Source organism: Actinoplanes ianthinogenes, assembly GCF_018324205.1.
In the GTDB taxonomy this organism is placed as follows: Bacteria; Actinomycetota; Actinomycetes; order Mycobacteriales; family Micromonosporaceae; genus Actinoplanes; species Actinoplanes ianthinogenes.
This window is the reverse complement of the sequence record NZ_AP023356.1, coordinates 2,462,494-2,488,352: the sequence shown is the minus strand read 5'-3', so window position 1 is coordinate 2,488,352 and position 25,859 is coordinate 2,462,494. Positions and strand designations below refer to the sequence as shown.

Here is a 25,859-nt window from a genome sequence, read left to right as displayed (position 1 = left end):
CTTACGCCGCCTGCGCCGTGGTGGTGCTCGCCGTGGTGGTGCTCGCCGTGGTGGCGTTCGTTGGGGTGGCGGACTGTCGCTCGATCGCAGCGGCGAGCTGGGCCAGGCCGTCGCTGCTCGTGGCCATGCCGCGCCAGCGCTCGATGTCCTGGTCGGTCACGCCCGGGATGCGCTCCCAGGCGCCCTCGGCCGGGACGCCGAGCATCTGGACCATCTTGCCGAGGGCATCGACGGCGGCGGCCAGGCTGCGGGCCTCGGTGTCACGCCAGCGGACCTGTGCGGCGGTGTCCTGTGCGCCGGCCGAGTCGTTGGCTGCGTGCGCGGCGAGCCGGAGGAGCTGCTCGTGGGCTTCGCCGAAGGTGGTCTCGTACTCGCCGATCTTGCGCTGCGTTGCGGCCTCGGCGGCGGCGAGCGCGTCGGCGCTGAGGTTGACCAGGTCGCCGAGGAGCACATGGGGCGAGAGCTGGGCGATTGCGGCGAGCGAGCGGACGCCGGAGCCGTAGGTCTCCAGGTGGCCGCCGACCTCGGTCTGTGCGAAGTCGCCGAACTTGGCCTCGGGGCTGTCGGTGACCCACAGCCGGTCGACCGCGGCCTCGAAGGGCTCGACGGGCTTGCCGTAGTTCGGATTCTCCGAGCCGTCCGGGAGGGTCTTCTCCTCCTCGAGCGGGATCGCAAGGCCGGTTGCCCACCGCTGGCGGAAACTCGCGAACTGCAAGGCAACGAGCAGGGAAAACACGGCTTCGTTAATGCGATCCTGCAAAACGATCAGCGGCCGGATGATGCCGACCGAGCCCTCCAGGCGCTCGCGGTAGCGCACGAGCGGGACATAGCCGAGGTTGTGCTCGTCGGTGCCGCGAAGGACGGGCTTCGAGGCATCGCGGGAGACGGCGATCGTGTGCACGGCGGTCGCGGTGAACAGCTCGTAGAGCTTGGCGCCGTCGGTGGCCGTGCCCTTGTACCGAAGGGCGTGCCGCGCCCACTCGTCATCGTCGTCCTCGTAGAAGGCGACGGCGCGCATGGCGTGCACGGGGCGGATCAGCGGGCTCGGGGTGCCCGGCAGGACGAGGGCGTAGCCGACGCCGTACTCCAGGGTCGACCGGTGGATGATCGACTGCCGGGCATCCATGCGGTTCGCCTGCCAGTGCTTCCAGGCGGCCGAGTTGGTCGTCGAACGAGCCGGCCGGTAGCCGTCCACGAAGAGGCCCTTGACGTACGTGTCGCTGATCAGCGGGAGCCAGTTCGTAATCGCCTTGTCGGCGAGCTTCTTGTACTCCTGGCGGGCGCCGCGCGGGGTGTATGGCCGGTCGTGGTCGCCGTCGAGGTAGCGCTTGACGGTGCCGAAGTTGGAGCGGGGATTCGTTGCGGTGTTCAGTTCGCCGATTAGCTCCTCGGCGAGGCCAACGATCGAGCCGTCGGGCACGCTGGCGGGGCCTCCTTCCGAGGCTCGGGGGAATCGATCAAAAGCCGACGAGGCGGCCGACTCGACCGCGGCGCTTCGCGAGGACGCCGTCGGCGAGCACTCGGGAGCGGGCCATGCGGGCGAGCAGGAGGGCGGCGAGCGCGTCGACCTTCTTGGGGCTCTCGCGGGTCTCCTTGCCGAAGCTCACGCCCCAGCGGTTCGGCCGGCGGCGGGCGTTGAGCACGTGCCGGCGAAGGCGCGGGTCGCCGTCGTGCGGGACCTCGCCGTCCAGGAAGGCCCGGTGAAGGCCCTCGACGGCGCGGACGGTGTCGCCCTGGTGGGAGCGCATGTCCCAGGCGATCGTGTGGCGGGTCGTGGCCTTGACGAGTAGGCGTTCCTGGTAGTCGTCGCGCCAGTGGTCGACGTCGGTCTCCCAGTAGGCGACATCGCTCATGAAGCCGACGACGTCGAGCGTGGCGAAGGCGTGATCGACGGCCTCGCGGACCTGGTCGTGATCGACCTCCCAGCCCGCGCCCTGCGGACCGGAGGGCTTCTCCCAGAGGCCGAGGAGCCAGGCAGAGCCGTCGGAGACGCGCGTCGCAACGAGCGCCGAGCTGTCGTCGGTCCGGCCGCCGTCGAAGCCCAGGCAGACCGTGTCTCCGTCGCGCCACTTGCCCGGCTCGGCCCGCTTCAGCGGCGCCAGGTTCGGGAGCTGGTTCGCGTCGTACTCGTGCGGTGCGAGCCAGGAGTCCGCGGCGGCGACGATCTGGTTCAGGTAGAAGCGCCTGGCCTCCTCGGGCGAGGTGGCAGGGTCGTAGACCTCCTCGGCGATGCGCTCCAGGTCGACCCAATGGCTATCGCCGTACGCAGCGCGTAGGCCGGCGAAGAGGGCCTCGCGGTCGGCGAGGTCGACATGACCGGGGGCCTCGCGCGAGTCGTAGAGGATGCCCTTCGCCTTCGCTCGGCCCTCCATGACGGCCAGGTAAGCGAGGTAGGAGATCTCGGCGACGGTGTCCTCGCCGGGGCCGTGCGCGTTGGTGGTCTCGATCGCGCGGGCAGCGCCGTCGCGGGACTTCGCGAGGTTGCGCCGGATGACGCGGGCGAGCGCGTGGCCGCCGTTCGTGGCGGTCCAGTGGTGCGTCTCGTCCAGGACGGCGAAGCTGGGCCGGGCGCCTTCCTGGGAGGAACTGGCGGCCGTGATCGGCATGAGCTTGCCGCCGGTCGGCGTGAAGATCCGCGTCTTGCCGACGTCGAGGCCCAGCTCGGCGACAAGGTCGGACTCCTCGACCATCGACCGGATGGCCGCCATCGTGTTCTCGGTCTGCGTCTCTGAGACGCCCGCGATCACGACCCATGGCATCGGGTGCGGCTTGCCGACGGCCTCGTGGTCGAGGCGCGGGTCGGCGTGACCGCCTTCGGTCGCTTCCCAGTGGGAGAAGCGGACCGGGCCGCACAGCTCGGCCAGGCAGAGCGCGCCGAGGAACGGTGACTTGCCCCAGCCCTTCGCGCGGCGCAGGACCGCACGGCGGTACAGGAAGCGTCCGCGCTGGTCTACCGCGTAGAACCAGAGGACGAAGTTGATTTGCTCCGGCGTGAGCCGGTACGGCGTGCCCGCGTCGTCGCCGTCGGGCTGGAGGAGCTTCTCCTCGATCCACTCGATGACGCCCCAGCCGAGCGTCTTCACGGAGCCGTCCGTCGGGAAGGCGTCGAGGGTCTTCAGTGCAGCGATGGCGACCGCTTGGCGGGCCGCCGTGGCGCTGTCGGCGAGGAGAGCTGAGTCGCGGGCTTCGGCCGCCGTCACCCGCCGGACGCGAGGCGGGCGCGCAGGTCGGCGCGGTCAGCCAGGCGCAGCACGGGAGCAGGGGCGGCGTCGTCGGCGTCCTCGATACGCATCCGGGCACGCATCCGGTCGACGACCGTGGCGCCGAGGCGCTCCTCGTTGAGTCGGATCTCCTCGAAGGCCGCCTTAGACGGGCGACGGAAGTAGGAGTCGACGAGCGGCGCGAGCATCCGAAGCCGCTGCCAGTCGGTGTCCTCGAAGATGGCGGCCTGCGGGCTACGACGCCATGTCTCGTACCACTCGACGGTCTCGTCTGTGTACTGCCGACTGCCGCCGAGGTCGGGGCCTCGAACCTCGCCATCACGGGGAAGGACGATCTGTTGGTCGGTCACACGGCGCCGGGTATCGCGCTCGCGCTGATGCTGAGCTTTCGGGGCGGGGCCTCGGCCGGCCATCTCTCCTCCTTCCGGTCGTAGAAGCGCCAAGGGCGCCTCACGCGACTGCGCGGGCGCCCTTAGAGGTATTGCAAGTCAGGTGTGCAGCCTGGAGGTTGTCCAGGGTGTGCGACCCGCCGCGAGCAAGCGGCACGACGTGGTCAATGGACGCGCTCCAGCGGTCCGGGAAGCGGAGATCGGGGTTGATCGGCTCGTCGCAGAGCCCGCAAGTCCATGCATCACGCTCGAAGACGACTGCGCGGACGACCGGCTCGGCCTCGGAGGCCCCGCGCTGAAGTGCGCGTCGAGCCTCGGCGTACGCCCTGCGCTTCGCTGGGTCTCGCTTCCAGCGGTACGGGTGACCATGGCAGGACTCATAGCGGCGCAAGAAGCCGCGCATCCGCTCGCGGTTGTGGCGGCGCTGACACTCGTCGGCGTAGCAGGTGGACGACGTTGGGGCCTTGGCGAGAAAGCCAGTACCGCAGAACTGGCAGTCACGCTCGCCGCTCCACGGACCCTTTAGCGGGGGCGCTGTGTGGCGGCCCTCTCGACGACCAGCTTGACGGCGGCGGCGTTCGTGCTCGCGGTGGCACGCGCCGGGATGGCGACGCTGCCACGTTCGGGCAGGTGCGAAGGGCGACATGCAAACGTCGCAAACAACCGTGACCATGCGTGGGAAGTGGGCCAGCGGATGCCGCGCTGTTCAGTTACAGAGCGTGCGGAGGGCAGATCCAACATCGACCCTCAGACCTGCGCGCGGCCCGGGATGCTATGCCGCTTCGGTGGCGGGGCGAACCGGGCGGGGGCCACCCCCCAGGGGGCTCACCCTGCGTAACGCCACGCTGAGTCACGCGAGGCCGGGATGACGCTCGGGCTCGCGGCGTGCGGTGGGGCGTGGGCGGCGTGCGGCTGCGCCTTCGGCTGCGGTCTTGCGGCCGTGGTGCCAGCGACAGATCGCCTGAAGATTCTCGGGTCGATGATCGTCGCCTGCGTTGATGTGATCGACCTCGTTGGCCGGCTCACCACACGGGCGGGCGTCCTCGTCCTTGACCTGGCATCGGTAGGCCGCGGCCCTGAGCACCCGTAGGCGCCGGACTGCCCAGTCACTCGGCAACCGGGAGCGCCGGTCGCTCGTGCCCTCCCATGCCAAGGTTTACCCCCAAAGACAGAGACGCCCTGGGGTGGCGCTCAATCCCGCAGGCCAGGTCCATCGGCGGGGAGAGCGGCACGCCCCAGGGCGTCGATCAACCCTCCGGCGGCGTGCCCTTGGGCAGAGGCGGACCGGAGGCTCATGAAGTCGTCACGCACAACGGCCCCGCACACGCTCGTCCCAGAAGGGCTCACGAGTCGGTGGCGGGGCCTGAAGGCGGGATCTGAGGCGAGCACCTCGCCTCGTGATCAGGTAGTGGGCCAGGGTTACGTGACGCTGCGGCGCTTGCGGGCGCGGCTGACGTCACAGCTGCGGCATCGGGCCTGGAGGCCGTCGGCCGAGCGGCTGTCCTCGGCGAAGGCGAGCGCCGGCTTGTCGAGCTGGCAGCCTGAGCAGCGCTTCGCGGGGAGCTTGCCGCGCTCGATGCGGCGGTCGCGCTGGGCGTGGACGCGGGCGATCAGGTCGTCCGGGTCGAGGCCGAAGGCGACCGCGTAGGCGGTTGCGATCTCCTCGATGGCGGTCACCCGACGCGCTCCCAGACGGGCATGATGCGCTCGACTCGGGCGTCCATCGAGTAGCCATCGCCGTACCGCTCCCGGCGCCCGATGCCTGCCTGCTCCTCCCGCCGCTTGGCGGCCGTAGCTGGTCCGCGCGAGGTGTACGGGCCGTAGCTGTAGGTCTGGGTGAAGCCTTCGCGGACCTTGTCGTTCCAGCCATCCGGGTTGGGCGGGAAGGTCTCGGTGATGGTGGCGCGGAAGAGGTCGTCTCCGGCCCGCATGGTGCGCGCCATCAGTTGCTTTCCTTCGAGCTGGAGCCGAGCCCCAGGGCGCCGGCCATGACGCTCAGCATGGTCGAGACGCCGAGTGAGGCGACGTAGCCGATGGTCGGCAACTCGGTCAGCCACTGCGTTCGGATGATCGCGACGCCGATCATGAAGACCCAGGCGACGATGAGGATGCGGATGATGACCGCGACGATGAACGTGACGATGGTGCCGACGGTCTTCATCAGGCGTGCCCTCCGTTGTCGATGAAGTTGAGCGGGGTAGTGCCGTCGGCCTCGTCGGCGGCGTCCAGGACGCCAGCGGCGAAGGTGCGGGCTCGGGCCGGGGAGACGATGACCTCGACGCTGTCTCCGGCCTGTGCGGTCGCTCTGAAGGCGACGCAGGGGCGCGAGCGGCTATCGGGCGCCTTCACGCCGACGACGCGGAGCGAGTCGCCCGGGTCGACCTCGCAGGCGATCTCGCGCACCGGTCCGGCCGGCTCGACAGGGCCAGGCTCGGGCTCCCTGTTGCCTTCGTTGCCGCCGTGCTCGTCGAGCAGGAACTCGGCCACGGCCAGGGCGGCGAAGGTACGTTCGGGCGCGGTGCCGCGCTGGCGGCGCGGGAACATCGCACCCATCGTGTCGACGAACCGCATCCCCGCGGTCAGGGCTTCGTCTCGGGTCACGCCCAACCTCCCGTGAGGAAGTGGATCGAGAGCCAGGCCATGAAGGCGAGCAGGAGCACGCGGCGGAGCTGGGTCCAACCGGACCGGGGGCGCTCGGGCTCCCCGGGCTTACGGCGCTGGGTGCCGAACCAGGTCCAGACGTGCTCGCTGAGGGTGTCGCCGGGGCGGGAGTTGAAGAGGGCGACGCCCTCCAAGACGAGGAAGTACGCCAGCCAGAGCAGCCAGCCGATCGTGAAGGGGCTCACGCAGCGCCTCCCCGCGTCAGGTAGTCAGCGATGCGGAGGATGGCGTCCAGCCGCTCACGGAGCGGCGTGGTGCCGTCCGTGTAGCCCCGCCCGTTGGTCGCCGGGGCGAGCCGGGTGATCATCTCCTCCGCGGCCTTGAGCGCTTCGTCACGCGGAACCGGAGGCGCGCTGGGGCCGGTCGAAATGGTGGTCGGTGTGCCGCCGAGAAGCGCGGTTAGGTGGTCGCGCAGCCGGACGACGTCATCGCTCTTGAGGTACTCGCCGCCGATGTACAGGTCGCCGTCGTTGTCGAACTTGTCATCGACGGAAAGGCCGCTGAAGCTATTCACGCCGCCTCCTCGTCCAGCAGGAAGGCGGCCAGCTTGGCAATGCCGTCAGCGCTCCGGCTGCCAAGGAGACCTGCGCCCAGCAGCGCGGCAGCAGCGGATGCGGCGGCCACGCGGCGCGGGTCAAGCTGGCCGAGTACCGCGGCCGGGGCGGTGCCGTACGGCGCGAGAACGGCGGCGATGCGGTCGACGTCCTTGGCGGAGACGTAGGCAACGCGGCCGTTGACGCCGAGTAGGAGGACGGCGCGCTCGCCGTCGGCGGCCTGGTGGTTCTCGGTCAGGGTGTCGGAGACGGTGAAGGCGTCGCCGTCTTGGTCAACGACTTCAAGTAGATCGCTCATCGGCCCTCCGGGCTCGTCGGTGTCGGACGAGTCGCAAGTGGGCCGGGGCTGCCAGGGGTGTTCAGGTAGGCGAGGAGTTGTGCGGTCGGGGTCGGTGTGACGGAGTGACGGAAGTTGCGTCACTCTTCTTCCTGCTTATAGAGACGACGACGACCCTATAGAGAGGATGGAGAGTGACGTTCGTTCCGTCACTGCGTCACACGCAAAAGCGGGGCGGAGCCTCCTCGGCGCCCGCCCCGCGTACCAGCGTATTTAGACTTCTTCGTCGGCCTTCGGAGTAATCCACTCGATCGTCACCCGAGACTCCATGCTCGGTCGCGTGGCACCATCGGGAGACTTTCGGACCGTGATCCGCTTGATGAAGAGCGCGACCATAGCTCGCCGCTCGGGCAGAGGTGCGCTGGCCCACCAGGAGCCGGGACCGATCGGATCAGAGCCAGGCTCGCCGAGCCACTGCTCGATCGGTAGCGCAGTGCTCACCGTGGCGTCCAGCTCGCCGAGCTTCTGAGCGAGCGCCTCCATCTGTTCGGAGAGTCCGTGCTCGGCCTCCAGGAAGTGACGCCGACCGACCGCGGTCTTGTATCCACCGGCCGCCCGGTCAGCGTAAAGCTCTTCGAGCCGCTGCTCTGCATCCGCCAGTTCCCCCTCCAGCGCCGCTCGCTGGCCTGCGGTGGCGGGGTCGAGAGCAGCGAGCCCGAATAGGCGGGTGGCCTCTGCTAGCACCGCGAGCGTCTCTGGGTCGTCGCCCGCGTCGGCCGTCGAGATGAGCGCGTAGATTCGCCGGGCGACGTAGTCATCGAGGCCCCGCTTCGAGATCGTGCAGTCTCCGGTGTGCTCGCCGGGGCGACGCCGGCCAGCCGGGCGCGCGCACCGGTAGCTGGAGCGCATGGCGACCTTCGAGTTGCTGTTCGACTTCATGCGCGTGCCGCATTCGCAGAACAGCCGATTCATCGACGAGAGCAAGGAGGGCGCGTTCGGCGCCGCAGCCACGATGGTCGGCTTCCGATCGAGGATCTGCTGAATTTCCCACCACTCGGCAGGCGGCAGAATCGAGGGGTAGGCGACGATCGGAAGCAGCGTTTCCGGGTCGCGCAGGATGCGGTACCCCTTGATGCTCTTGGCCTTACGCCCTTCCTTCGGCTCCCGGTAGATGACCTCGGCTGCGTACCCCGCGATCCGCGGGTCACGGAGAATGCGTTCCAGCGTGCGGGGATGCCACGAGCTGTCGGCTGTCTTCTTTCCCGTCGTTGCACCTCGGGTCGGCACTCCGCGCTCGTTCAGGTTGCGACAGACGAAACCGAGCGTGCCGGGGCGTCCCCGCTGACCACCCCGCACGTTGGGATCGTCGGGTAGGAGGGTCGGATGCCGCAGCTCGTTTGCCGCCTCCTGGATGTTGGCGATCTCAGTTGGGTTCAGCGTCAGCAAGTTGATCGTGACCGGCTTGCCGTCTGAGGTGAAGCGGGTCTCGCTGACCATCGACATGCCGTAAGGCGGCTTCCCGCCGACGTATCCTCCCAGTTCACGGGCGATGTCCTTTGCGCCCTTGATCGCAGTGCTCTTGTTCTTGCTTTCGGTGTGGGCCGCGTCGAGGCGCATGATCAGGTGGAGCAAGTCCATGACGTTGCCCTCGCGGAAGATCCCTTCCGTCACGCTGATGATGACGACGCCTCGGTTCAGAAGGTCCGTGACGATCGGGATGATCTCCATCGGCTTCATCCGAGAGAGCCGCGAGATGTAGTAAACGATGATCACGTTGACTCGGCCGGCCTTGCAGTCCGCGATGAGCCGCTCGAATTCGGGCCGCTCCTCGCCGCTGAATGCGCTGATGCCGATGTCTTCGTAACTCCCGACCCATGTCCCGTTGAGGCTGTCGGCGCGCTTGCGGTTCTCGGCGCGCTGGGTCGCGGGGGAGGCTTCGGAGTTGTTTTCCTTGGCGCTGGACTGGCGGACGTAGCCAGCGATCAGCGCCGGGGTGGGCAGCAAATCAGCGAACGTGAACATGCGGCCGACGGTACTTGCGCAAGTTCGCTTGCGCAAGTGCACTTGCGCAACTAGGGTGGGATCTACACACACCCCTTCCGGAAGGAGCCAGAAATGGCGACCCTCACCAGCGCCGACCTCCGCGAGATGGACCGCACGACTCTCCACCGTCTGTCGGACACCCTCGTCAACCTGAAGGCCCGCGGCCTGGTCTCCGACGAGGCCCTTCACGGCCGCGTCGCTGCCGAGCTGGAGCGTCGCCTCGTCGTCGGCCTCCGCCGTCGCCGGATCTACGCCGTCTGACCAACGCAAAACGCCCGCCTCGGAGATCTCCGGGGCGGGCCATTCGGCGTATCGCGGTCAGGGGATCTCGCCGAGGAGGTGCGTAAGATGGCCGGAGCCCGGCTCCCTGGGGTGTGTGTCTCGGGGGCCGGGCTCCTTGCTGTTCAGGGCTTAGCCTTGCTGCCGCTCGTCGCGAAATGGAAGACCGCGAGCAGTAGAAGCAGCGTCGCGGCGAAGGCGCCGCCACCCTTCAGCACTGCGGCGAAAGGGTTGCTCCCGCTCGCCCAATCCAGCAGGCCGGCGACCGCGCCAAGCGCGAGGCTGAAGAAGATCATCAAGGCGAGCCAGAGGGCTCGGGCGGTGGAGTCCAACGCGGGGCCTTTCTCGGACAGTCCTCCCCTTTGGAGGAACCGTCGAAGGCTGACTCCGCCCTGCTCCGCAGGATTCCGAGACTTCGGTGGCTTGTCAAACAGCGGTCAAGACCGCATATCTATGCGCGGGTCGGATGCATAGGTATACGCACCGGCTGTCACGCCAGCTCACGGGCCAGACGTGCCAGACTTCGGCTCAGCCCCTGCCGAGGGTGTTTCGGACGAACTTTGCAGCGCCTCGATCCGCATTTCTGCGGCCCGCCTCGGATCAACACCACTTGGTGTGTCGGCAGACATTCGGCAGGTCCACGTTTGGCATGTCGATCGAGGCGCCAGGGCCGCCGTCCTCCGGCCAGTCGACCACCGTGACGCGCATGGTCTGGCCAAACTTCAGCTTCGCGCCGACCTTCGGGTCCTGGGCGACGACTGTGCCGGCCTTCTCGTTGCCCTTTGGCTTCCGCGAGGTGACCTCGAAGTAGAGGTTGACATCCTCGGTCGCGCCCGACGGGGCGCCGTCCCACTGCGTGCCGATCAGGTTGGGCATCGCCTTCGCGAAGAAGACGATCTCGCCCTTCCGGGCTTCCAGGATCTTGACCGTTGTGCCGGGCTTGACCTGAGTGCCGGCGGCCGGAGTCGTGCTCACGGCCACCGCTTCAGCCGACCAGTCGCTATCCCCGATCGGGGTCGTGGCCTCTGCGGCGAGGCCCGCCTTGTCGAGTTGGCCGAGGACCGTATCCATCGTGTCGCCGACGAGGTCCGGCACCGCGACCGTCTCGTTGGCGCTTGCCTTGGTGGCGTCGTCCGCGTCCGCGGCGCCTGAGCCGCATCCGGTGATCATGAGGGTTACTGCGGCGACGAGAGCGAGGCTCGTCCATGAGCGCGTCATGGCGTGCGAGCCTAGTTTCCGCGCGCTAGTCGACCGCTATGGACAGCAAAGAGCCCCCTGACCTGCGAGGGGGCGGCGTCGCGGACTACTGCACTAGTGGTGAGACCTATTCGGCTCGCCCGGCGCGTAGTCGATCTCGCCCATCTGGTCCAGGTGGATGAACGGGTCCAGCTCGGTGAGCGGCACGCCGGCGAACGCCCGCCGGACCGGGAAACCCTCACCCTCGAAACCCTTGGGCGCGGTCGTCAGGCGGCGAACCGGGCGGTACTCCGTCGCGATCGGGTCGAGTTTCGGCAGACGGGGCAGAACGAGGACGTCATCAACGGTGATCGCAGGCATTTCGAGCCCTCCTGACTTCGAGGCCTTCAGCGTAGCTCTTTCAAATCTGAAACACTAGGGTTTAGCTTCAAATCTGAAGAACTAGTGAGCGCCGTCTCGTGTCAGGCCTTCCGGATCTTGGCGAAGACGCGGCCGACGATGGCCAGTTCCTCGTCGTCCAGGTGGTCGATGAAGCTGCGGCGGACGGTCTCCAGGTGCGCCGGCGCGGCCTCGCGCAGCGCGGTCAGGCCCTGCTCGGTGAGCACGGCCTCGAAGCCACGCTTGTCGTCGGGGCAGCTCTGTTTCTCGACCAGGCCGCGCTTGACCATGGAACTGATCTGGTAGGTGACCCGGCTCGGGGACAGCACCAGCCGGCTGGCCAGCTCGCCCATCCGGATCCGCCGCCCGGGCGCCTCGGCGAGCGCGACCAGGACGTGGTAGTCGTTCATGCTCAGTCCGGTCGCCGCGCGCAGCTCGTCCTCGAGCGTCGTGTGCAGCGCCCACGAGCTCTCCACGAATGTGCGCCAGTGCTGCAACTGACTCTCACTGAGCGGTTCGGCCATGCCGGAAAGCATACTTCTTCAAATCAAAACTATTTTGTACGGCTGGGCACAGTCCCGTGGCTCGACGCGACGTCCGCTGTCCCGCACGACCGCGAGGCAGTGCCGGGCTGATGCGGCCCGTTGCGGAGGATCGCGGCGGCGAGCGGCCGATGCCGCACGCGCGGTGGCCGGTGGCGCTCTACGCGTACCGGAAATCGCCGGTCCGGCGTGGCTGGTCCGTCAGCCGGCCGCATGCGAAAGGCCGGCCCCGGAGGGCCGGCCTTTCCGCGATGAAACCGCCGTCACTCGAAAGCGGGCAGCCCGCCGAGCGAACCGAGCGAAACGGTCAACTCGACCGGGTGGTGCACCGGCGCCGCGACCGTGAAGCGCGCGCCGAACGGGTCCCGCAACTCGGCGAACTCGGACAGCCCCGCCTCGGCCGGCTCCGCGATGAGCGCACCGCCCAGGCGCTCGCAGAGTTCCGCCGTCGCCTCGATGTCCTCGACCTGGAAAGCCGCCCGCCACCAGGCGCCGCGGTAACCCGAGGCCAGACCGGCGATGGCGTCGTGCGCCTGGTTCAGCCACTCGCCGACGCCGAAGTCGTGACGCAGCAGCCAGCCGAACGCGGAGCCGTAGAACAGGGCCGCGGCGCTCGGGTCGTCGGTGAGCAGTTCCGGCCACGACATGGTGCCCGGCTCGCCGCCCGCCTGCGCCCCCGCGAAGTCGGCCGGCTCCCAGAGCCCGATGACCGCGCCCGCCGGGTCGGCCACGATCGCCCGGCGCCCCCCGTGCGCGTCGGCGGGGTGGCTCAGGCAGGTGCCGCCGGAGAGCGCCACCTGCTCCAATGTCTCCTCGAGATCGGGTGTGCTCAGGTGCGTGAGCCACCCGTCGGGACGGTTCGCCCCGCTGCGGGTGAGCCCCGCCACGGCCCGCCCGTTGAGCTTGAAGCGGTCACCGGCTGACTCCCAGCCGAACAACTCTCCGTAGAACTGCGCCGCTCGCGCAGGATCCGCACTCGCCAACTCCACCCAACAGGGTGTTAGTGGTGCATACCCTCTGATCCGCATGTGCCGCTCCATCATGGACGTCCCCAGTTGCTGAGCACTCTACGGCACTGATAACGCTTCGTGAACACCGCACGGTTCATTGTCCGGTTTAGAGCAGTATTAAGTTACCTAGCGTAAGTGGGTGAGTGATCCAGGTGATCCTGACCGTGGTTGTGGAAGAACGTTCACGTTAGGAACTGTCAGTAACTGGATCGAAAATCGTCTTCGCGTGCGCGTCGTCACTCTCTGTTGAGCAACATCTCGAACCAGACCGTGGAACCACGGACCGTGGGATCGGTGCCCCACGAGTCGCTCAACTCCTCGATCAGGCCGAGCCCGCGGCCCCGGCTGGCGAGCGCGTCGGTGCGCGCCCGGATCACGCTGCCCCGGGTGCCGGTGTCGGCCACCGAGACCAGCAGCCGCTCCGCGTTCAGGTCGATGTGCACCTGTGCCGGGGTGCCGGCGTGCAGCAGCGCGTTGGTGGTCAGCTCGCTGGTGCACAGGATCGCCGCGCCGATCACCGGCTCCGGCACCAGCCACTCGCGCAACCGGGTCGTCATCCACTGCCGGACCCGGCTCGGGCCGGTCGGCTCGGCGGCCACCTGCATGGTCGCCGACCGGCTCATCGCCAGGGCGTGCTCGACCGCGAGCACCGCCACGTCGTCGTCGGTGGTGCCCTCGACCGCGGCGGTGGCCAGCGAGCACATGTTGCGCGGGTCGCCGCTGGGTGACCCGGCGGCGGCCGTGACCAGGGCGTCCAGGCCGGCGTTCAGCGGGCGGCCGCGGCGCTCCACCACGCCGTCGCTGTACATCAGGATCGTGTCGCCCGGCTCCAGCGTCAGCGAGCCGGTCTGCCAGCGGCCACCCAGGCCGAGCGGGGCGCCGGGCGGCACCTTCACCAGCTCGGCGGTGGCCGGCTCACCGGCCAGGCCGGCCCGGCGCAGCACCGGCGGCGGGTGCCCGGCGCTGGCCAGGGTGATCGAGCCGTCCGCGGGGTCCAGCACGCCGTAGACGACGGTCACGAAGATCTCCTCGTTCCGTGACTCGGCGCCCAGGGAGCCGACCAGGCGGTCCAGGCCGGCCAGCACGCTCGGCGGGGCCGGATCGGTCAGCGCCAGCGCCCGCAGCGCCGCCCGGACCTGGCCCATCACCGCGGCGGCGCGCACGTCGTGCCCGGCCACGTCGCCGAGCACCATGGCCAGCCGGCCGTCGGTGAGCCGGAACGCGTCGTAGAAGTCCCCGCCGGCGGCGTTGCCGTCCACCCCGACGTCGTAGCGCGCGGCGATCCGGAAGGTGTCCAGCTCGGGCAGGTGCTCCGGGAGCATGCTGCGCTGGAGCAGCTGGGCCGTGCCGTGCTGGGCCTCGAAGCGGCGGGCGCGCTCGGCCGCCTGGGCCACCAGCTCGGCGGCGGCCCGCAGGAGGGCGCGCTCGGCCGGGAGCCAGGCGTGTGCCCGGCGGAAACCCATGGTGAGGGCACCGCGTACCGAAGGGGTGCGCAACGGGAGAGCGGCCAGCGAGCGGACCCGCCGCTCGTGCCGGTCCTGCGCGATGGCGCGCAGCGGCTCGCCGTCGGCGACGAACGTGGCCCGGCCCGACTCGGCCGCCGCCACCAGCGGCGCCGCCGGGTCGGCGCCGACCTGCCGCCAGACCGGTGGCAGGCGCTCGTCCGCCTCGTCCAGCATCTCGCCGCGGATCCGGCGGACATAGCGGTAGGAGCTGCCGTCGTCGACCGCGAGGGCGCAGTGGTCGAGATCGAAGGAGGCCATCGCGTAGGTCAGGACGACGCGCGTGACGTCGTCGATGGTGAGTGCTCCGGCCAGTCGTGCGGTCAGCTCACCGAGGCTCTGCAATCGGTGGATCACCTGGGTCGTCTCGGCGGCCACCGTGAGCACCCCTGCGATCGCCCCGTGCGAGTCGCGGACCACCGAGTGCCCGCGGGTGTAGAAGGCCGGCTCCGCGCCGCCCGGGCGCACCGTCATCTGGCTCTCCGGCTCCAGCACCGGATGACCGGTCCGGAACACCCGGCCGATCACGTCGCCCATGCCCGGCTGGTCCCACGCCTCGCCGAAGGCCGCCACGGCCGGCCGGCCGAGCGCGCCCGGATGCAGGCCGCCCAGCACCTCGGCGTAGGCGTCGTTGTAGAGCACCACGCAGTCCGGCCCGCAGACCAGCATCATCGGCACCGGGGACTCGAGCAGCAGGTCGACGGCCGCGCGCACGGCCGGATCCCACCGATCGACAGGGCCCAGCGAGGTGCCGGACCAGTCGTGGGCGTGCACCAGGGACGCGCAGCCCTTGGCTCCCGTGGACTGCACGGGCAGCGTGGAGATCGCTGGCGGGCGAGCCGCTCCCGAGCCGACCATGCAGAAAGACTATCCCGAGTGGGCCGTTTGTACGATGTCGCACCGGCCGACCGTCCGATTCTTGACGGAGTGCCGGGACTTGCCCCCGCAGTGCGTCACACTGCGTGACTACTCGATCTGACCTGCGTGTTTATTGATCATTTATAGTCGCGCCCGTGATCGAACGAGGGGAGCCGCTGCCGGTCCGGGTGCCGGGGCCGGGATCAGGCGCGCCGGTGGAGGACGCGCTGACGCGGCGGCGGTGGGCCGAGCTGGACGGCTGGTCGCAGGCGGCCGAGACTCGCACCATGCCGGCGGTGCCGGATTCGTACCCCGGGTCGCCCGGGCGGCCGGTGGTGGCTGCGTCATCTGTGGCTTTGGATCCCGGGCCTGCTTCCGATATTCCGGATATAGCTTCTTCGCGGCCCGCGCCTTCTCCGCGACGTGCGTTTTTCTGGCGTGCGCCCTTTTCGCGGCGCCGCCGGCTGGTGGTGGTCGCCGGTGCCGGGCTGGCCGTGCTCCTGTCGGCCGGCGCCTACGCGATGACCGGCGACGACCCCGCCACCACGGCCTCCGCCGGGCCCGTTCCGACCGCCGGCGCGGCGATCGCGGTGCCCGACGAGCACCCGGTCAACGACATCGTCCCCGCCGCCACGGCGGCCACCTCGGTCTCCGCCTCGCCGACGCGCAGCCGGTCGGCGTCCGCCTCGCCGTCGGCGTCCGTCTCGACCTCGCCCTCGCCCTCACCCTCCGCCTCGGCACGGGTGCGGATCGGCAAGCCCACTCCCACCGGCGGCCACGGGGGCCAGCCGACCAGTGCGGCGCCGATCACCGGCACGCCATCGCTGTCCGCTCGGTACAGCTATGCCCTGGACGACTCCGGGTACCGGGGGAGCGTGCAGGTGGTGAACAGCGGGACCGGGGCGGCCGTGGACTGGACGGTGGCGTTGACCGTACCGGGCGGGGAGGCGGTCTCGGTGACCTCCGGGTCGGTGTCGATGTCGCAGGCCGGGTCGAGCGTGACGTTCCGCCCGTCGGCCGGGTCGGTGCGGGCCGGCGGCTCGGTGAGCTTCGGGTTCACCCTGGACACCGTGCCGGCGATCGTCCCGGGCGGTTGCGCGATCGATGGAGTCGCCTGCTCCTGAGAGTTCTTGTCGGGGGCTGGTGGTACACCCGAGTCCTAGAGTTTCGACAGAGGCGCCGACCGGCGTGCTGCGCGGAGCGAGGGAGGGCGGATGACCGGCGACGGGTTGAGCCGTGGACTGAGCGACATGTGGCGGTCCCTGGTGCTTTACCTTCCGGTGGCACTGGCGTTCGTCGCCGTGCTGCTGATCGGCTGGCTGCTGGCCCGGCTGGCCCGCACGATCACGGCGAAGGCGCTGCGCCGGGTCGGCCTGGACCGGGCCGCCCAGCACGGGCTCGCCGGTCGCCTGCTGCGCGGCACCGACCCGGTGGCACTCTGCGCCCGCTTGGCATATTGGCTGGTGCTGCTGATCACCCTGCAGCTCGCCTTCGGCCTGTGGGGGCCGAACCAGGTGAGCACCCTGCTCAACACCCTGATCGCCTGGCTGCCACAGCTCTTCGTGGCGATCGTGATCGTGGTGGCCGCCATCGCCGTGGCCGGCGCCGCCCACGACCTGATCGGCAACGCCCTCGGCGAGTTGGGCTATGCGCGGGTGCTGGCCAAAGCGGTCGCCGCCGTGATCATCACGCTCGGCGTGATCGCCGGGCTGGACCAGGTCGGCATCGCGACCACGGTCACCCGCCCGTTGCTGATCACGGTGCTGGTCACCGTGGCCGGCGTGATCATCGTGGGGGTGGGCGGCGGTCTCGTCCGGCCGATGCAGCAGCGCTGGGAGGGGTGGCTGGACCGGGCGGCGGTGGAGTCGGCGGCGATCCGGGAGCAGGCGCGGGCGTTCGCCGAGGAGCGTGCCCGGCAGGCGGAGGCGCGGGCCGAGGCGGAGCGCCGGGCCGAGGAGGCGCGGAAGGCGGAGGAGGCACGCCGGGCCGAGGAGGCGCGGAAGGCGGAGGAGGCACGGCGGGCCGAGGAGGACCGGAAAGCGGAGGAAGCGCGTCGCGCCGAGCAGGAGCGGAAGGCGGAGGAGGCGCGTCGTCTCGCGGAGGCCAAGCAGGCCGAGGAGGCACGCCAGGCTGCGGCGGCTCGGCGGGCCGAGGAGGAGCGGCGCGCGGAGGAGACCCGGCAGGCCGAGGAGCGGCGGCGGGCCGAGGAGGCTCGGCGGGCGGAGATCGAGCGGCGGCAGCGGGAGGCCTGGGCCGCTGACCAGCGCCGGGCGGCTGCGGCGCAGGGCTATGCGGCACGACCCGATGACGAGACCCAGGTGATCCCGTCGCCGGGCGAGGACGGGCTGCATTTCATTCCGGGCTTCGGCCGGACGGCGGGTTACGGCGGGTCCGCGGGCACGCCCTCCGCTTCCCCGGGGTCTCCGGATGTGTCGCGCGCTGAGGAGTCGACGGATCCCGGGCCGCTCGGGACGCCCGGCGAGACCGCGGTGATCACGCCGGGGGTGCGGCCGGTGTGGTCGGACTACCACGGTGGTGAGCCGGCGTCGGATTCCACCGGCCAGCCGCGTGGCGAGACTCCGGAGGGCCGGGGCGACGGCGAGCCGCCGACGACATCGTTCGGACAGGTGTCCGGAGGCGGTGGACGGCTGGCGGGGACGCCGCTTGACGCGGACGCCGAGCCCGGGTCGGCGTCCGCGGGAAGTGGCGGGTCCGCCGTCCCACCGAACGACGACACGACGGTGCCGACTGTCCTGCTGGGTGGTGCCGCGGCTGGGGCTGGCGAGGCGGCGAAGACAGTGCCGGCCGGCGATGCGGAGGGGGCGGCGGGTGCGGATTCGACCGGCTCCGGGAGTGTGCGCGATCAGGGTGGCGCTGAGCAGGAGGAGACCGCGGGGATCACGGAGGGTTCGCAGCACGGCGAGGCTGCGGTGATCACGCAGGACGAGGCCGTGGTGCTTCCGCAGGGCTCGGAGCAGGAGGAGAGCGCGGTGCTTCCGCAGGGCTCGGAGCAGGAGGAGGGCGCGGTGCTTCCACAGGGTTCGGGGCAGGGGGAGGCGGTGGTGCTTCCGCCGGACTCGGGGCAGGAGGAGGCGGTGGCGCTTCCGCCGGACTCGGAGCAGGAGGAGGCCGCGGTGATGGGGCGGGGCTCGGAGGAGACGACGACGGTGATTCCGCCGGGCCTGGCGCAGGAGGAGACTGCGGTGATCACGCAGGGCTCGGAGGAGACGACCACGGTGATTCCGTCGCCGGGCCCGGACCGGGCGCTGGTGATCGACGAGACCGGGGACGGTGATCGCACCCAGGTGGTCTCGTTGCCCGGGCAGGACCAGACGACTCAGGAGGTTCCGGGGCATCCCGGCGACGACGATCCGACGATCCCGTCGTCCCGCCCGGCCGGCGGATGACGCGGACTGCCGGGGAACGCGAGGGGCCGGCACCGCGGTGCGGTGCCGGCCCTGTGGGCTTCGGGCTGGTCGTGGCTGATCAGACCGGTGGTTCGGCCGGGTGATCGGTTGGCCGGCCCGTGCCGGGTTCGCCGTCGGCAGGGCTGGTGAAAGGTCTGGCGGAAGCGGCCGGGCCGGTCAGGCCGGGGTGGGCAGGGTGCGGGCGAGCATGCAGACCGCGAGGAGACGGCGGAGGACCCAGTCGTTCTCGGACCAGTCGATCTCGCCCTCGGGGGCGATCCAGCCGTGCTGGTAGGCCGCGTCGCGGACGCCCTCGGCGTAAGCGGCGAGCAGGATCGGGGTCAGCGGGCGGGTGTCCGCGTCGAGGCTGTCCCGGACGCCGGCGGCGTGCTGGTCGATCACGGACATAAGGCCGGGGGAGGACTGGGTGGCGGCGAGGCCGCTGACCCCGACGGCGGCGGTGAGGTCGGCGAGCGAGGCGTGCGCGGAGCGGAGGGCGGCGCGGGCGGCGGCGTTGCTGAACAGACCATTCATGAGAAGAAAAGTTAGAGACCGCAAGGTAGCCAACGGTTCTCCCTAACGGTGCAGCTCGGTTGAACTCGCCGCTGTTCGGAGCCGCGCGAAGCGGGTATGAGCGGGGTCCGAGAGAGGGGAGAGGGTGCGATGGCGAGTGCGACGAGCGGCGGACCGGGGGCGGGGAACGCCGGGGCGAGCGCGGGGAACCGCGGGCCGGGCGCAGGGAACGGCGCGTCCGGCGGCGCGGGTGCGGGGGACCGCGGGCCGGGCGCAGGGAACGGCGCGTCCGGCGGCGCGGGTGCGGGGGACGGCGGGCTCGGTGCCCGGGACGGCGGGCCGGATCGGGGGCATCGGCGGCCGGCGGGGCTGGACGACGTGACGGTGCAGGCGTTGGGGAAGTTGAGTGAGGCCCTGGAGACGGTGGAGCGGGTTCGGGGGCATCTGTACTCGATGCATCAGCTGACCGGGACGGCCGACTTCATGCTGGACGAGGCCGTCTCGCTGTTCATGCAGGGTGGGCACACCGCGATCGCGGAACGGATCGAGCGGGAGCTGATCGGGCGGAACGTGGTGCCGGGGCGGTGGACGTTCCAGCTCGTCGAGGAGTACGACGACGGGTATTACCGCGAGTTCCGGCAGATGGAGCAGGACGCCCGGGACGAGCTCGCGGGCGGCCGGCGGCATCTTTACGAGGCGGAACTCAAGGAACGCCGCCGCACCCACGGCCGTCGTGGCCACGAGGCGCTGCCCGGTTGAGGCTGGGCGGAATCGGACACGGAGACCGAGCCGCCGCGGCGGTGGGCGGCACGCGGCAGGGCCGCGGCGGGGTGCGGCTGGGCGGGGTGGAGGGTTACTCCGGGTAGTCGGCCGGCTTCGGGCGGCGGCGCTGGGTGTCGTCGGCCAGGATGACCGTGGCGACCACCAGGGCTACGACGACGGCGAAGAACCAGGAGGCGTCATCGATGAGCCTCGCGGCCAGCGGGGCCTGGAAGGCAGCCAGGAGGAAACCCAGCCACGCGAAGCGGCGCTGACGTTCAGACAGGAATCCGGCAGATCGCACCCGGAAATTCTGGCGCGATAAGTCCGGATCGCCGTCACCCGTTCGGCCGATTCTGCGTTGTCCGATGGTGCCCTCAGCATTGCGTCGAAGTCGCTCAATTTCCGCCGCGGTCGGGGTGTTGGTGCTGGTGGGAGCGGTGCTGGGGTGGACGTTCCGGGAGTCCGGGCGGGTTGCGGCACCTCCGGCGCCGGAGCCGGCCCGGCACGAGTGGGTGCAGACCGGTCCGCTACCGGATGCGGGCGCCGGCCGGCCGGATCCGGGCGGCGAGCGGCGGGATCGGGGCGGCGGCCGGCGGGATCGGGGCGGCGAGCGCCTGGGGTGGGGCAGCGCGCGGCTGACCGTGAGCGACGCGGCCAGCCTGGTGCGGGTGGAGACGGCGGCGTTGCCGGGGCTGCTCTATCGGGTCAGTTCGGCGCCGGACGCCGGGGTCGCGCCGGTGGTCGTCCGGCGCGGCGAGCGGGTCGCGGTGCGGCTGCGGGCTACCGGGAGTGACGGGCTCGACGAGGTCCGGATCGTGCTGAACCGGGACGTCCGCTGGGACATCCGGCTGCCGGCCGGTGCCGGGGAGCAGCGGCTGAATCTGCGTGGCGGCCGGGTGAGCCGGGTGGTTCTCGGCGCCTCCGGACTCGCCGAGATGTGGCTGCCGGATCCGGCCGGCACGGTGCCGGTGACCTTCGCCGGTGGGGTGGGGACGGTGGTCGTCACGGCCGGGACGCCGGCGCCGTTCCGGATCGTGCTGGACGGTGGGGCCGGCGAGGTGGACACCCCGTGGATCACCACCAACGGCACGCCGGGCGGCGCGATCCTCCAGGAGGCCGGGTGGCGCCGGACCGCCGACCGCTACGCGGTCCGCGCGGCGGACGGGTTGGGCAGTGTGATCCTCCGGCGACATCTGCCGGTGCGCCACCGCAGGGGCTGAGCCCGCCACCGCCCGCCGCGCCGGCGCACGAACTCGAGCCGGGGCGGGCATCGTGGCCCGGGGTGCGCCCGGCCGGGACGACGGCGAAGACCGTGTGATCGGGCGCGCCGGTGGGAGGGGGCGGGCCGATGGCGGGCATCTCCATCACTGGGGCCCGGTCAGGCCGGTGGTGCTGGGACGGGCTTCCCGATCGTCGGGCTGCCGCCCGGTTTCGTTGTCGCTGGGATCGTTCTGGCCGTCGGTGTCCCACGAGGCCATCGCGCGGTTCAGCTCGCTGAGCGGGAGCTTCTCCTCGTCGCGCCAGGCGCCTTCAGGTTGTTCGGTCATGACCCTCGCGTACCCGGTGACGGACGGCCGAAACGATTCGCGGGGCGGGTGCTGCGGCCGTACCGTAATCGGGTTTCGGGAATGGAAACGGCCGCTCCGGAGAGCGGCCGTGACCTTGCGGTGGGTCAGATTCCGGGGCGGTCCACCTTGCCGCGCCAGGCGCCGGTGGTGATGCCGCCGCGGCTCTCGATGAACTCCTTGAAGCGGTGCAGGTCGCCCTTGACCCGGCGGTCGACCATGCCGAGCTTGTCGCCGGCGGTCTCGACGAAGCCCTGCGGGTCGAAGTCGAGCTGCACGGTGACCCGGGTGTGCGTGTCGTCCAGGCGGTGGAAGGTCACCACGCCCGCTTGCTTCTCGCCGTCCGTGGCGGTCCAGGCGACGCGCTCGTCCGGGAGTTGCTCGGTGATCTGGGCGTCGAACTCGCGCTCGATCCCGGCGATCTTGGTCTTCCAGTGCATGTGGGTGTCGTCCAGCTGCTGGATCTCCTCCACGCCCTCCATGAAGCGCGGGAACTCCTCGAACTGGGTCCACTGGTCGTAGCAGGTGCGGACCGGGACGTTGACGTCAACGAACTCGGTGACCGTGCTCACGCCGTTCCTCCTTCACTCGCTCGCCACGCTTCGGCGGCGTTCTCGAACGTCCTGTCCCCGGGCAGCGCCGCGATCCGTCGCAGCACCTCGTCCGGGGCGTTCATGGCCCGTGCCGACGCGTCCAGCGCGGACCGGTCGCCCGGGAAGGCGGTCCGGCCCAGGAAACTCCCGAACCGGCTGAACGCCTCGCCCTGGGCGCTGCCCACGCCGTTCGGGATGCCCCGGCCGAAGTCTCCGTTCGGTGCCACGGTGACTTGCGGCTGGTCCTCACCGGCCGGCTCGGGCGTGTGCGACTCGTCGGCGCGTGACCCGGCCGGACCTCGGAAGATGCCCCGAACCTCCTGGGCCATCTGTTCGTCCAGCACCGCGCCGTGCTTGCTGTTTCCCCGTTCCATGATTCAGGGGTGCCCTCGCGGTTGGGGCCTAAACGTGGCTAACGTGCGGAAGGTGGACACGGTTGATGCGATTGTCGTCGGCGCCGGGCACAACGGGCTGGTGGCGGCGAACCTGCTGGCGGACGCCGGCTGGACGGTGCGGGTGCTGGAGACCTCCGGTGAGCCCGGCGGTGCGGTGCGTTCCGGGGAGGTGACCGCGCCGGGCTACCTGTCCGACCTGTTCAGCGCGTTCTATCCGCTGGGCTACGCCTCGCCGGTGCTGCGCGAGCTGGGACTGGACCGGCACGGGCTGGCCTGGACGCATGCCCCGGCCGTGCTCAGTCACCTGCTCCCGGACGGGCGGGCCGCGACGATCAGCCGGGACCTGGCGGAGACCATGGCGTCGATGGAGACGTTCGCGGCCGGGGACGGCGAACGGTGGCGGAACGCGTACCGGGACTGGGCGGCCGTCTCCGACCGCATGCTGGAGGTGATCCTGCGGCCGTTCCCGCCGGTCCGGGCCGGTCTCGGCCTGGCCCGGCAGCTGGGCCCCGGTGACGCCCTCCGGCTGGGCCGGCGGCTGGTGCTGTCCGCGCGGGAGCTGGGCTCGGAGCTGTTCAGCGGGGAGGGCGCCCGGGTGGCGCTGGCCGGTTGCGCTCTGCACACCGACCTGTCCCCGGAGGAGGCCGGCGGCGGGGTGTACGGCTGGCTGCTCACCATGCTCGGCCAGCAGGTCGGCTGGCCGGCGCCGGTCGGTGGGGCGGGCGAGCTGACCGCGGCCCTGGTCCGGCGGCTGCGGTCGCGCGGCGGGGAGATCGTGTATCGGGCGCCGGTGCGCCGGGTGCTGGTGGCGCGCGGGCGCGCGATGGGCGTTCGGACCGCGGACGGGCGGGACTGGCGGGCCACCCGGGCGGTGGTGGCCGACGTGCCGGCGCCGGCGCTGTTCCTGGACCTGGTCGGGGAGCGGTGGCTGCCCGGGCGGATGGTGGAGGACCTGGCGCACTTCCGGTGGGACGGTGCGACGGTGAAGGTGGACTGGGCCCTGGACGGGCCGATCCCGTGGAAGAACGCGGCGGTCGGCGGGGCCGGGACGGTGCACCTGGGCGCGGACCTGAACGGGTTGACGCGATACTCCGGGAAGATCGCCACCGGGGAGGTGCCGGAGGATCCGTTCCTGCTGCTCGGGCAGATGACCACGACTGATCAGAGCCGGTCACCGGCCGGGACCGAGACGGCCTGGGCGTACACCCATCTGCCGCATCGGGCGCAGTGGCCGGCCGACGAGATCGCGGCGCACGTCGAGCGGATCGAGGCGGTGATCGAGGAGCAGGCGCCCGGGTTCCGGAGCCGGGTCGTGGGGCGGCACGTGTTCGCGCCCGGCGATCTGGAGCGGGAGAACCCGTCGCTGGTCGGCGGTGCGCTCGGGGGCGGGACGTCGGCGGCGTTCCAGCAGCTGTTCTTCCGGCCGGTGCCCGGGCTGGGCCGGGCGGACACACCGGTGGACCGGCTGTATCTGAGCAGCTCGTCGGCACATCCGGGTGGTGGCGTGCACGGGGCGCCCGGGGCCAACGCGGCGCGGGCGGCACTGGCCCGGGACAGGGGGCTGACCGGTGCGGCGTACCGGGGGCTGGTGGAGCGGGCCCAGCGGGTGATCTACCGCTGAGCCTCCGCCAGGTCGGCGAGCCGGCGCAGCGCCTCGACGTTGCGCTGGTGCAGCAGCAGGTCGTTGACCTTGTTGCGGATCCAGAGCAGCGGGCCGGACTCGAAGTCCTCGTGCATCACCACTCGGGTCCCGCCGGAGGACTCCGGCTCCAGGACGATGTCGACGACGGCCTCGCCGAGCGGCCAGAGGCCGGCCCGGATCTTCAGCTCGCGGTCCGGGACGCACTCCAGCACGGTCGACGAGTCGTGCAGGGAGAACGGCCAGGGGCCGACCTTGTGGTGCAGTCTCGAACCGGGGCCGGGCCAGTCCTGCTCGACGTCGCGGATGTGGGTGGTGCCGACCACCCAGTCGCTGTACGACCAGCCGTCGGCGAGGATGGCGAAGACCTGGGCGGGCGGGGCGTTCACGGTACGCGTCACGGTTGCCACGGCACCGATGTACCCGGCGCGCGGCCGGTCAATCGGATGTCTCACCAGGCCAGTGCGGCGGCGATGATCAGGACCACGGCGGCGCCGACGGAGAAGCCGACGACGGCGATCGCGGTGGCCGCTCGGATGATCTCGCGGAGCGGGGCGAGCGCCTGCTTGAGCGAGTGCAGGGCCAGGCCGAGGCTGAGGCCGGCGATCACGAGGTAGAGCAGGGCCGCGTTCATGATCACTCCCGGTGGGCCGAAGGGGGCTCCTGATGTGAATATCGGCCGACCGTCCGCTGCATATCAACGAATATTCATCCATTGCGAAAAGGGCAAACGTCGTGAATGATCTGCTACCTGGCAACGAGGCAGGTGGCGGAGCGCCCGGATGGGTGAATATTCTGACTACTGTCGTGTGGTTTTCGATTCCGGCCCGTTGTCAGAAGAGACGTCGTAACTTCGGATCATGGAAATAGGGACTTTTCGCGAAATGACTGACTCTTCTGGGCCGCAGCCGATCGAGGCGGAGATGATCGCCGGGGTGTGTGCCACCGGCACCTGCCCGACGGTGTACCGGACCGCGCAGGGTTCGCTGGTCGTGCAAGGCTATGCGGTCCCCGGCGGGGTCGCCGGTGTCGATCTGCCGGAAGGGGAGTCGTTTGTCGAGATCCCGCTGGAGCTCCTGCTGGACGCGGCGCGCCGGGTGGCCTGACCGGGGGCCGGCCGATGGCTGATCCCCTGGCCCCGTCCGGTGACACCGATCCACGCGCGCTCGGCCTCGCTCTCCGCGCCGCCCGCAAGAGCAGCGGGCTGACCGGTTCGGAGCTCGCGCGGCGGGCGGGGATGAGCCAGGCCAAGATCTCCCGCCTGGAGACGGGTGTGACGCTCGCCGACCCGGCGGACGTGCGTGCGCTCGCCGGTGCGATGGCGCTGCCGCAGGACCGGGCCGACGCGCTGGTGTCCCAGGCGGAACGAGCCCAGCAGCTGCTGACGGACCTCCGGCCGGAGCCCCGTGACCTGCCGGAGCTGCAGGACGCGATCCACCGCGCCGAACGGGAGAGCACCGAGATCCGGATCTTCAATCCCGCCCTGGTGCCCGGCCTCATGCAGACGAGCAGCTACGCCCGGGGAGTGATCACCACCCTGGGCGCGCTGAGCGCGGCCGACCCCACGGCGCCGGAGACCCGGCAGAACCTGCTCGCCGCGGTGTCGCGGCGGATCGCCCGGCAGGAGATCCTCGGGGTGCCCGGCAAGACGTTCTCGTTCGTCGTCACCGAGTCGGTGCTGGGGACCGGCGTGGGAACTCCGGAGGACATGCTGGTGCAGATCCGGCAGATCCGGCAGGTCGCCGCCCTGCCCAACGTCAGCTTCCGCATCCTGCCGGCACGTGCCTTCGTCACCGACTTCGCCCTGCACCCGTTCGAGGTGATCGACAGCCGCGTGGTGATGATGGACCTGTTCAACACCTCGTTGACGGTGCAGGGCCGGGCGGACGTCCGGCTGTATCGGAACCTCTTCGCGCGGCTCGAGCAGGCGGCGACCGCCGACGTCGAGGCGCTGCTGGACGAGTACACCGAGTATTACCGGCGGCAGGTGGGTCGCTGACCGGATGTTTACGCTGGAGGTCGACGGGCAACGACATCTGCCGTTGTCACCGCTTGCCTTCGCCCGCTGAGGAGA

Annotated in this window: 33 protein-coding genes and 1 pseudogene; 8 read left to right on the top strand and 26 right to left on the bottom strand. The window is 70.8% G+C overall.

What is annotated here, in order from left to right; genetic code table 11:
• Position 1 precedes the first annotated feature (1 nt).
• From Aiant_RS11455 to Aiant_RS11400, 12 genes are all read right to left on the bottom strand, one after another.
• Positions 2 to 1,420 carry a phage portal protein gene (locus tag Aiant_RS11455; protein ID WP_189333227.1) on the bottom strand — a complete coding sequence of 473 codons (1,419 nt, stop codon included), beginning with the start codon at positions 1,418 to 1,420 and terminating at the stop codon, positions 2 to 4.
• A 37-nt stretch (positions 1,421 to 1,457) separates the two neighbouring features.
• Entirely contained in the window at positions 1,458 to 3,200 is a 1,743-nt protein-coding gene (locus Aiant_RS11450; protein ID WP_212847049.1) for a terminase, read from the bottom strand.
• Positions 3,197 to 3,571: a phage terminase small subunit gene (locus Aiant_RS11445; protein ID WP_189333228.1), complete on the bottom strand. Its 375-nt coding sequence runs from the start codon at positions 3,569 to 3,571 to the stop codon at positions 3,197 to 3,199. Before Aiant_RS11445 ends, Aiant_RS11450 begins: the two co-directional genes overlap by 4 nt.
• A 100-nt stretch (positions 3,572 to 3,671) precedes the next feature.
• Positions 3,672 to 4,013: an HNH endonuclease gene (locus Aiant_RS47005; protein ID WP_189333229.1), complete on the bottom strand. Its 342-nt coding sequence runs from the start codon at positions 4,011 to 4,013 to the stop codon at positions 3,672 to 3,674.
• A gap of 1,016 nt (positions 4,014 to 5,029) precedes the next feature.
• Positions 5,030 to 5,287 carry a hypothetical protein gene (locus tag Aiant_RS11435; protein ID WP_189333230.1) on the bottom strand — a complete coding sequence of 86 codons (258 nt, stop codon included), beginning with the start codon at positions 5,285 to 5,287 and terminating at the stop codon, positions 5,030 to 5,032.
• Positions 5,284 to 5,553 (bottom strand): hypothetical protein, encoded by a 270-nt coding sequence (locus Aiant_RS11430; RefSeq protein WP_189333231.1) that lies wholly within the window; start codon positions 5,551 to 5,553, stop codon positions 5,284 to 5,286. The genes Aiant_RS11435 and Aiant_RS11430 overlap by 4 nt, the downstream gene beginning before the upstream one ends.
• Positions 5,553 to 5,771, bottom strand: coding sequence for a hypothetical protein (locus Aiant_RS11425; protein ID WP_189333232.1), 219 nt, complete (start codon positions 5,769 to 5,771; stop codon positions 5,553 to 5,555). Before Aiant_RS11425 ends, Aiant_RS11430 begins: the two co-directional genes overlap by 1 nt.
• A complete protein-coding gene (locus Aiant_RS11420; protein WP_189333233.1) occupies positions 5,771 to 6,211 on the bottom strand; it encodes a hypothetical protein in 441 nt (146 codons plus the stop codon). The genes Aiant_RS11425 and Aiant_RS11420 overlap by 1 nt, the downstream gene beginning before the upstream one ends.
• A complete protein-coding gene (locus tag Aiant_RS11415) occupies positions 6,208 to 6,456 on the bottom strand; it encodes a hypothetical protein (RefSeq protein ID WP_189333234.1) in 249 nt (82 codons plus the stop codon). Before Aiant_RS11415 ends, Aiant_RS11420 begins: the two co-directional genes overlap by 4 nt.
• Positions 6,453 to 6,785 (bottom strand): hypothetical protein, encoded by a 333-nt coding sequence (locus Aiant_RS11410; protein ID WP_189333235.1) that lies wholly within the window; start codon positions 6,783 to 6,785, stop codon positions 6,453 to 6,455. The genes Aiant_RS11415 and Aiant_RS11410 overlap by 4 nt, the downstream gene beginning before the upstream one ends.
• Complete coding sequence (locus tag Aiant_RS11405) at positions 6,782 to 7,123, bottom strand: hypothetical protein (RefSeq protein ID WP_189333236.1); 342 nt, start codon at positions 7,121 to 7,123, stop codon at positions 6,782 to 6,784. Before Aiant_RS11405 ends, Aiant_RS11410 begins: the two co-directional genes overlap by 4 nt.
• 252 nt (positions 7,124 to 7,375) lie before the next feature.
• Entirely contained in the window at positions 7,376 to 9,124 is a 1,749-nt protein-coding gene (locus tag Aiant_RS11400; RefSeq protein WP_189333237.1) for a recombinase family protein, read from the bottom strand.
• Positions 9,125 to 9,217: 93 nt separating this feature from the next.
• Here Aiant_RS11400 and Aiant_RS11395 point away from each other — a divergent pair, with 93 nt between their 5' ends.
• Entirely contained in the window at positions 9,218 to 9,406 is a 189-nt protein-coding gene (locus Aiant_RS11395) for a hypothetical protein (RefSeq protein WP_189333238.1), read from the top strand.
• 143 nt (positions 9,407 to 9,549) lie between these two features.
• On the opposite strand, the gene Aiant_RS11390 is transcribed toward Aiant_RS11395, so the two are convergent.
• From Aiant_RS11390 to Aiant_RS45605, 7 genes and pseudogenes are all read right to left on the bottom strand, one after another.
• Positions 9,550 to 9,756 carry a hypothetical protein gene (locus tag Aiant_RS11390; protein ID WP_189333501.1) on the bottom strand — a complete coding sequence of 69 codons (207 nt, stop codon included), beginning with the start codon at positions 9,754 to 9,756 and terminating at the stop codon, positions 9,550 to 9,552.
• Between the two features lie 268 nt (positions 9,757 to 10,024).
• Positions 10,025 to 10,642 carry a PASTA domain-containing protein gene (locus Aiant_RS11385; protein ID WP_189333239.1) on the bottom strand — a complete coding sequence of 206 codons (618 nt, stop codon included), beginning with the start codon at positions 10,640 to 10,642 and terminating at the stop codon, positions 10,025 to 10,027.
• Positions 10,643 to 10,753: 111 nt separating this feature from the next.
• A pseudogene (locus Aiant_RS11380) lies at positions 10,754 to 10,981 on the bottom strand (pirin family protein); the annotation flags it as partial.
• 101 nt (positions 10,982 to 11,082) lie between these two features.
• Positions 11,083 to 11,523 (bottom strand): MarR family winged helix-turn-helix transcriptional regulator, encoded by a 441-nt coding sequence (locus tag Aiant_RS11375; protein ID WP_189333240.1) that lies wholly within the window; start codon positions 11,521 to 11,523, stop codon positions 11,083 to 11,085.
• 281 nt (positions 11,524 to 11,804) lie between these two features.
• Complete coding sequence (locus Aiant_RS11370; RefSeq protein WP_229830676.1) at positions 11,805 to 12,530, bottom strand: VOC family protein; 726 nt, start codon at positions 12,528 to 12,530, stop codon at positions 11,805 to 11,807.
• 257 nt (positions 12,531 to 12,787) lie between these two features.
• Positions 12,788 to 14,911, bottom strand: coding sequence for an ATP-binding SpoIIE family protein phosphatase (locus Aiant_RS11365; protein ID WP_189333242.1), 2,124 nt, complete (start codon positions 14,909 to 14,911; stop codon positions 12,788 to 12,790).
• A gap of 514 nt (positions 14,912 to 15,425) precedes the next feature.
• Entirely contained in the window at positions 15,426 to 15,668 is a 243-nt protein-coding gene (locus Aiant_RS45605; RefSeq protein ID WP_245006653.1) for a hypothetical protein, read from the bottom strand.
• Between Aiant_RS45605 and Aiant_RS47000 the strand changes: the two genes are divergently transcribed.
• Positions 15,655 to 16,035, top strand: coding sequence for a cellulose binding domain-containing protein (locus Aiant_RS47000; protein ID WP_425322690.1), 381 nt, complete (start codon positions 15,655 to 15,657; stop codon positions 16,033 to 16,035). The genes Aiant_RS45605 and Aiant_RS47000 overlap by 14 nt on opposite strands.
• Before the next feature lie 90 nt (positions 16,036 to 16,125).
• The gene (locus tag Aiant_RS45595) at positions 16,126 to 18,318 is read left to right on the top strand and encodes a mechanosensitive ion channel family protein (RefSeq protein ID WP_229830679.1); all 2,193 of its coding nucleotides are present in this window, start codon (positions 16,126 to 16,128) and stop codon (positions 18,316 to 18,318) included.
• Positions 18,319 to 18,495: 177 nt separating this feature from the next.
• Here the strand turns inward: Aiant_RS45595 and Aiant_RS11350 are convergent, their stop codons facing one another.
• A complete protein-coding gene (locus tag Aiant_RS11350) occupies positions 18,496 to 18,852 on the bottom strand; it encodes a DUF6401 family natural product biosynthesis protein (RefSeq protein ID WP_189333244.1) in 357 nt (118 codons plus the stop codon).
• A gap of 372 nt (positions 18,853 to 19,224) precedes the next feature.
• On the opposite strand from Aiant_RS11350, the gene Aiant_RS11345 reads away from it, so the two are divergent.
• A complete protein-coding gene (locus Aiant_RS11345; RefSeq protein ID WP_229830681.1) occupies positions 19,225 to 19,590 on the top strand; it encodes a hypothetical protein in 366 nt (121 codons plus the stop codon).
• Positions 19,591 to 19,684: 94 nt separating this feature from the next.
• On the opposite strand, the gene Aiant_RS11340 is transcribed toward Aiant_RS11345, so the two are convergent.
• The gene (locus Aiant_RS11340) at positions 19,685 to 19,894 is read right to left on the bottom strand and encodes a hypothetical protein (protein ID WP_189333245.1); all 210 of its coding nucleotides are present in this window, start codon (positions 19,892 to 19,894) and stop codon (positions 19,685 to 19,687) included.
• A 127-nt stretch (positions 19,895 to 20,021) separates the two neighbouring features.
• Between Aiant_RS11340 and Aiant_RS11335 the strand changes: the two genes are divergently transcribed.
• Positions 20,022 to 20,813, top strand: a complete 792-nt coding sequence (locus Aiant_RS11335; protein WP_229830683.1) for a hypothetical protein — start codon at positions 20,022 to 20,024, stop codon at positions 20,811 to 20,813.
• Between the two features lie 144 nt (positions 20,814 to 20,957).
• Here the strand turns inward: Aiant_RS11335 and Aiant_RS11330 are convergent, their stop codons facing one another.
• The 3 genes from Aiant_RS11330 to Aiant_RS11320 form a co-directional block, all read right to left on the bottom strand.
• Positions 20,958 to 21,140 (bottom strand): hypothetical protein, encoded by a 183-nt coding sequence (locus Aiant_RS11330; protein WP_189333246.1) that lies wholly within the window; start codon positions 21,138 to 21,140, stop codon positions 20,958 to 20,960.
• Between the two features lie 125 nt (positions 21,141 to 21,265).
• Entirely contained in the window at positions 21,266 to 21,730 is a 465-nt protein-coding gene (locus tag Aiant_RS11325; protein ID WP_189333247.1) for an SRPBCC family protein, read from the bottom strand.
• Entirely contained in the window at positions 21,727 to 22,125 is a 399-nt protein-coding gene (locus Aiant_RS11320) for a DUF2795 domain-containing protein (protein WP_189333248.1), read from the bottom strand. Before Aiant_RS11320 ends, Aiant_RS11325 begins: the two co-directional genes overlap by 4 nt.
• A 52-nt stretch (positions 22,126 to 22,177) precedes the next feature.
• Between Aiant_RS11320 and Aiant_RS11315 the strand changes: the two genes are divergently transcribed.
• Entirely contained in the window at positions 22,178 to 23,767 is a 1,590-nt protein-coding gene (locus Aiant_RS11315) for a phytoene desaturase family protein (protein ID WP_229830685.1), read from the top strand.
• Here Aiant_RS11315 and Aiant_RS11310 read toward each other — a convergent pair.
• Together Aiant_RS11310 and Aiant_RS11305 are read right to left on the bottom strand one after the other, a co-directional pair.
• A complete protein-coding gene (locus Aiant_RS11310) occupies positions 23,758 to 24,186 on the bottom strand; it encodes an SRPBCC family protein (protein WP_306415837.1) in 429 nt (142 codons plus the stop codon). The two genes, Aiant_RS11315 and Aiant_RS11310, sit on opposite strands and share 10 nt — an antisense overlap.
• A 50-nt stretch (positions 24,187 to 24,236) precedes the next feature.
• Positions 24,237 to 24,419 (bottom strand): hypothetical protein, encoded by a 183-nt coding sequence (locus Aiant_RS11305; RefSeq protein ID WP_189333251.1) that lies wholly within the window; start codon positions 24,417 to 24,419, stop codon positions 24,237 to 24,239.
• A 250-nt stretch (positions 24,420 to 24,669) separates the two neighbouring features.
• Here Aiant_RS11305 and Aiant_RS11300 point away from each other — a divergent pair, with 250 nt between their 5' ends.
• Both Aiant_RS11300 and Aiant_RS11295 read left to right on the top strand, forming a co-directional pair.
• Positions 24,670 to 24,891, top strand: a complete 222-nt coding sequence (locus Aiant_RS11300; RefSeq protein ID WP_229830687.1) for a hypothetical protein — start codon at positions 24,670 to 24,672, stop codon at positions 24,889 to 24,891.
• A gap of 14 nt (positions 24,892 to 24,905) precedes the next feature.
• Positions 24,906 to 25,784 carry a helix-turn-helix domain-containing protein gene (locus Aiant_RS11295; RefSeq protein WP_189333252.1) on the top strand — a complete coding sequence of 293 codons (879 nt, stop codon included), beginning with the start codon at positions 24,906 to 24,908 and terminating at the stop codon, positions 25,782 to 25,784.
• Positions 25,785 to 25,859: the final 75 nt, after the last annotated feature.

What these genes read in the sequence shown, in the direction of transcription:
- Aiant_RS47005 (WP_189333229.1), bottom strand. Translation starts at nt 4,013, where the DNA reads ATGCGCGGCTTCTTGCGCCGCTATGAGTCCTGCCATGGTCACCCGTAC.
- Aiant_RS11430 (WP_189333231.1), bottom strand. Translation starts at nt 5,553, where the DNA reads ATGGCGCGCACCATGCGGGCCGGAGACGACCTCTTCCGCGCCACCATC.
- Aiant_RS11425 (WP_189333232.1), bottom strand. Translation starts at nt 5,771, where the DNA reads ATGAAGACCGTCGGCACCATCGTCACGTTCATCGTCGCGGTCATCATC.
- Aiant_RS11405 (WP_189333236.1), bottom strand. Translation starts at nt 7,123, where the DNA reads ATGAGCGATCTACTTGAAGTCGTTGACCAAGACGGCGACGCCTTCACC.
- Aiant_RS11400 (WP_189333237.1), bottom strand. Translation starts at nt 9,124, where the DNA reads ATGTTCACGTTCGCTGATTTGCTGCCCACCCCGGCGCTGATCGCTGGC.
- Aiant_RS11395 (WP_189333238.1), top strand. Translation starts at nt 9,218, where the DNA reads ATGGCGACCCTCACCAGCGCCGACCTCCGCGAGATGGACCGCACGACT.
- Aiant_RS11385 (WP_189333239.1), bottom strand. Translation starts at nt 10,642, where the DNA reads ATGACGCGCTCATGGACGAGCCTCGCTCTCGTCGCCGCAGTAACCCTC.
- Aiant_RS11375 (WP_189333240.1), bottom strand. Translation starts at nt 11,523, where the DNA reads ATGGCCGAACCGCTCAGTGAGAGTCAGTTGCAGCACTGGCGCACATTC.
- Aiant_RS11365 (WP_189333242.1), bottom strand. Translation starts at nt 14,911, where the DNA reads ATGGTCGGCTCGGGAGCGGCTCGCCCGCCAGCGATCTCCACGCTGCCC.
- Aiant_RS45595 (WP_229830679.1), top strand. Translation starts at nt 16,126, where the DNA reads ATGACCGGCGACGGGTTGAGCCGTGGACTGAGCGACATGTGGCGGTCC.
- Aiant_RS11350 (WP_189333244.1), bottom strand. Translation starts at nt 18,852, where the DNA reads ATGAATGGTCTGTTCAGCAACGCCGCCGCCCGCGCCGCCCTCCGCTCC.
- Aiant_RS11330 (WP_189333246.1), bottom strand. Translation starts at nt 21,140, where the DNA reads ATGACCGAACAACCTGAAGGCGCCTGGCGCGACGAGGAGAAGCTCCCG.
- Aiant_RS11320 (WP_189333248.1), bottom strand. Translation starts at nt 22,125, where the DNA reads ATGGAACGGGGAAACAGCAAGCACGGCGCGGTGCTGGACGAACAGATG.
- Aiant_RS11305 (WP_189333251.1), bottom strand. Translation starts at nt 24,419, where the DNA reads ATGAACGCGGCCCTGCTCTACCTCGTGATCGCCGGCCTCAGCCTCGGC.
- Aiant_RS11300 (WP_229830687.1), top strand. Translation starts at nt 24,670, where the DNA reads ATGACTGACTCTTCTGGGCCGCAGCCGATCGAGGCGGAGATGATCGCC.
- Aiant_RS11295 (WP_189333252.1), top strand. Translation starts at nt 24,906, where the DNA reads ATGGCTGATCCCCTGGCCCCGTCCGGTGACACCGATCCACGCGCGCTC.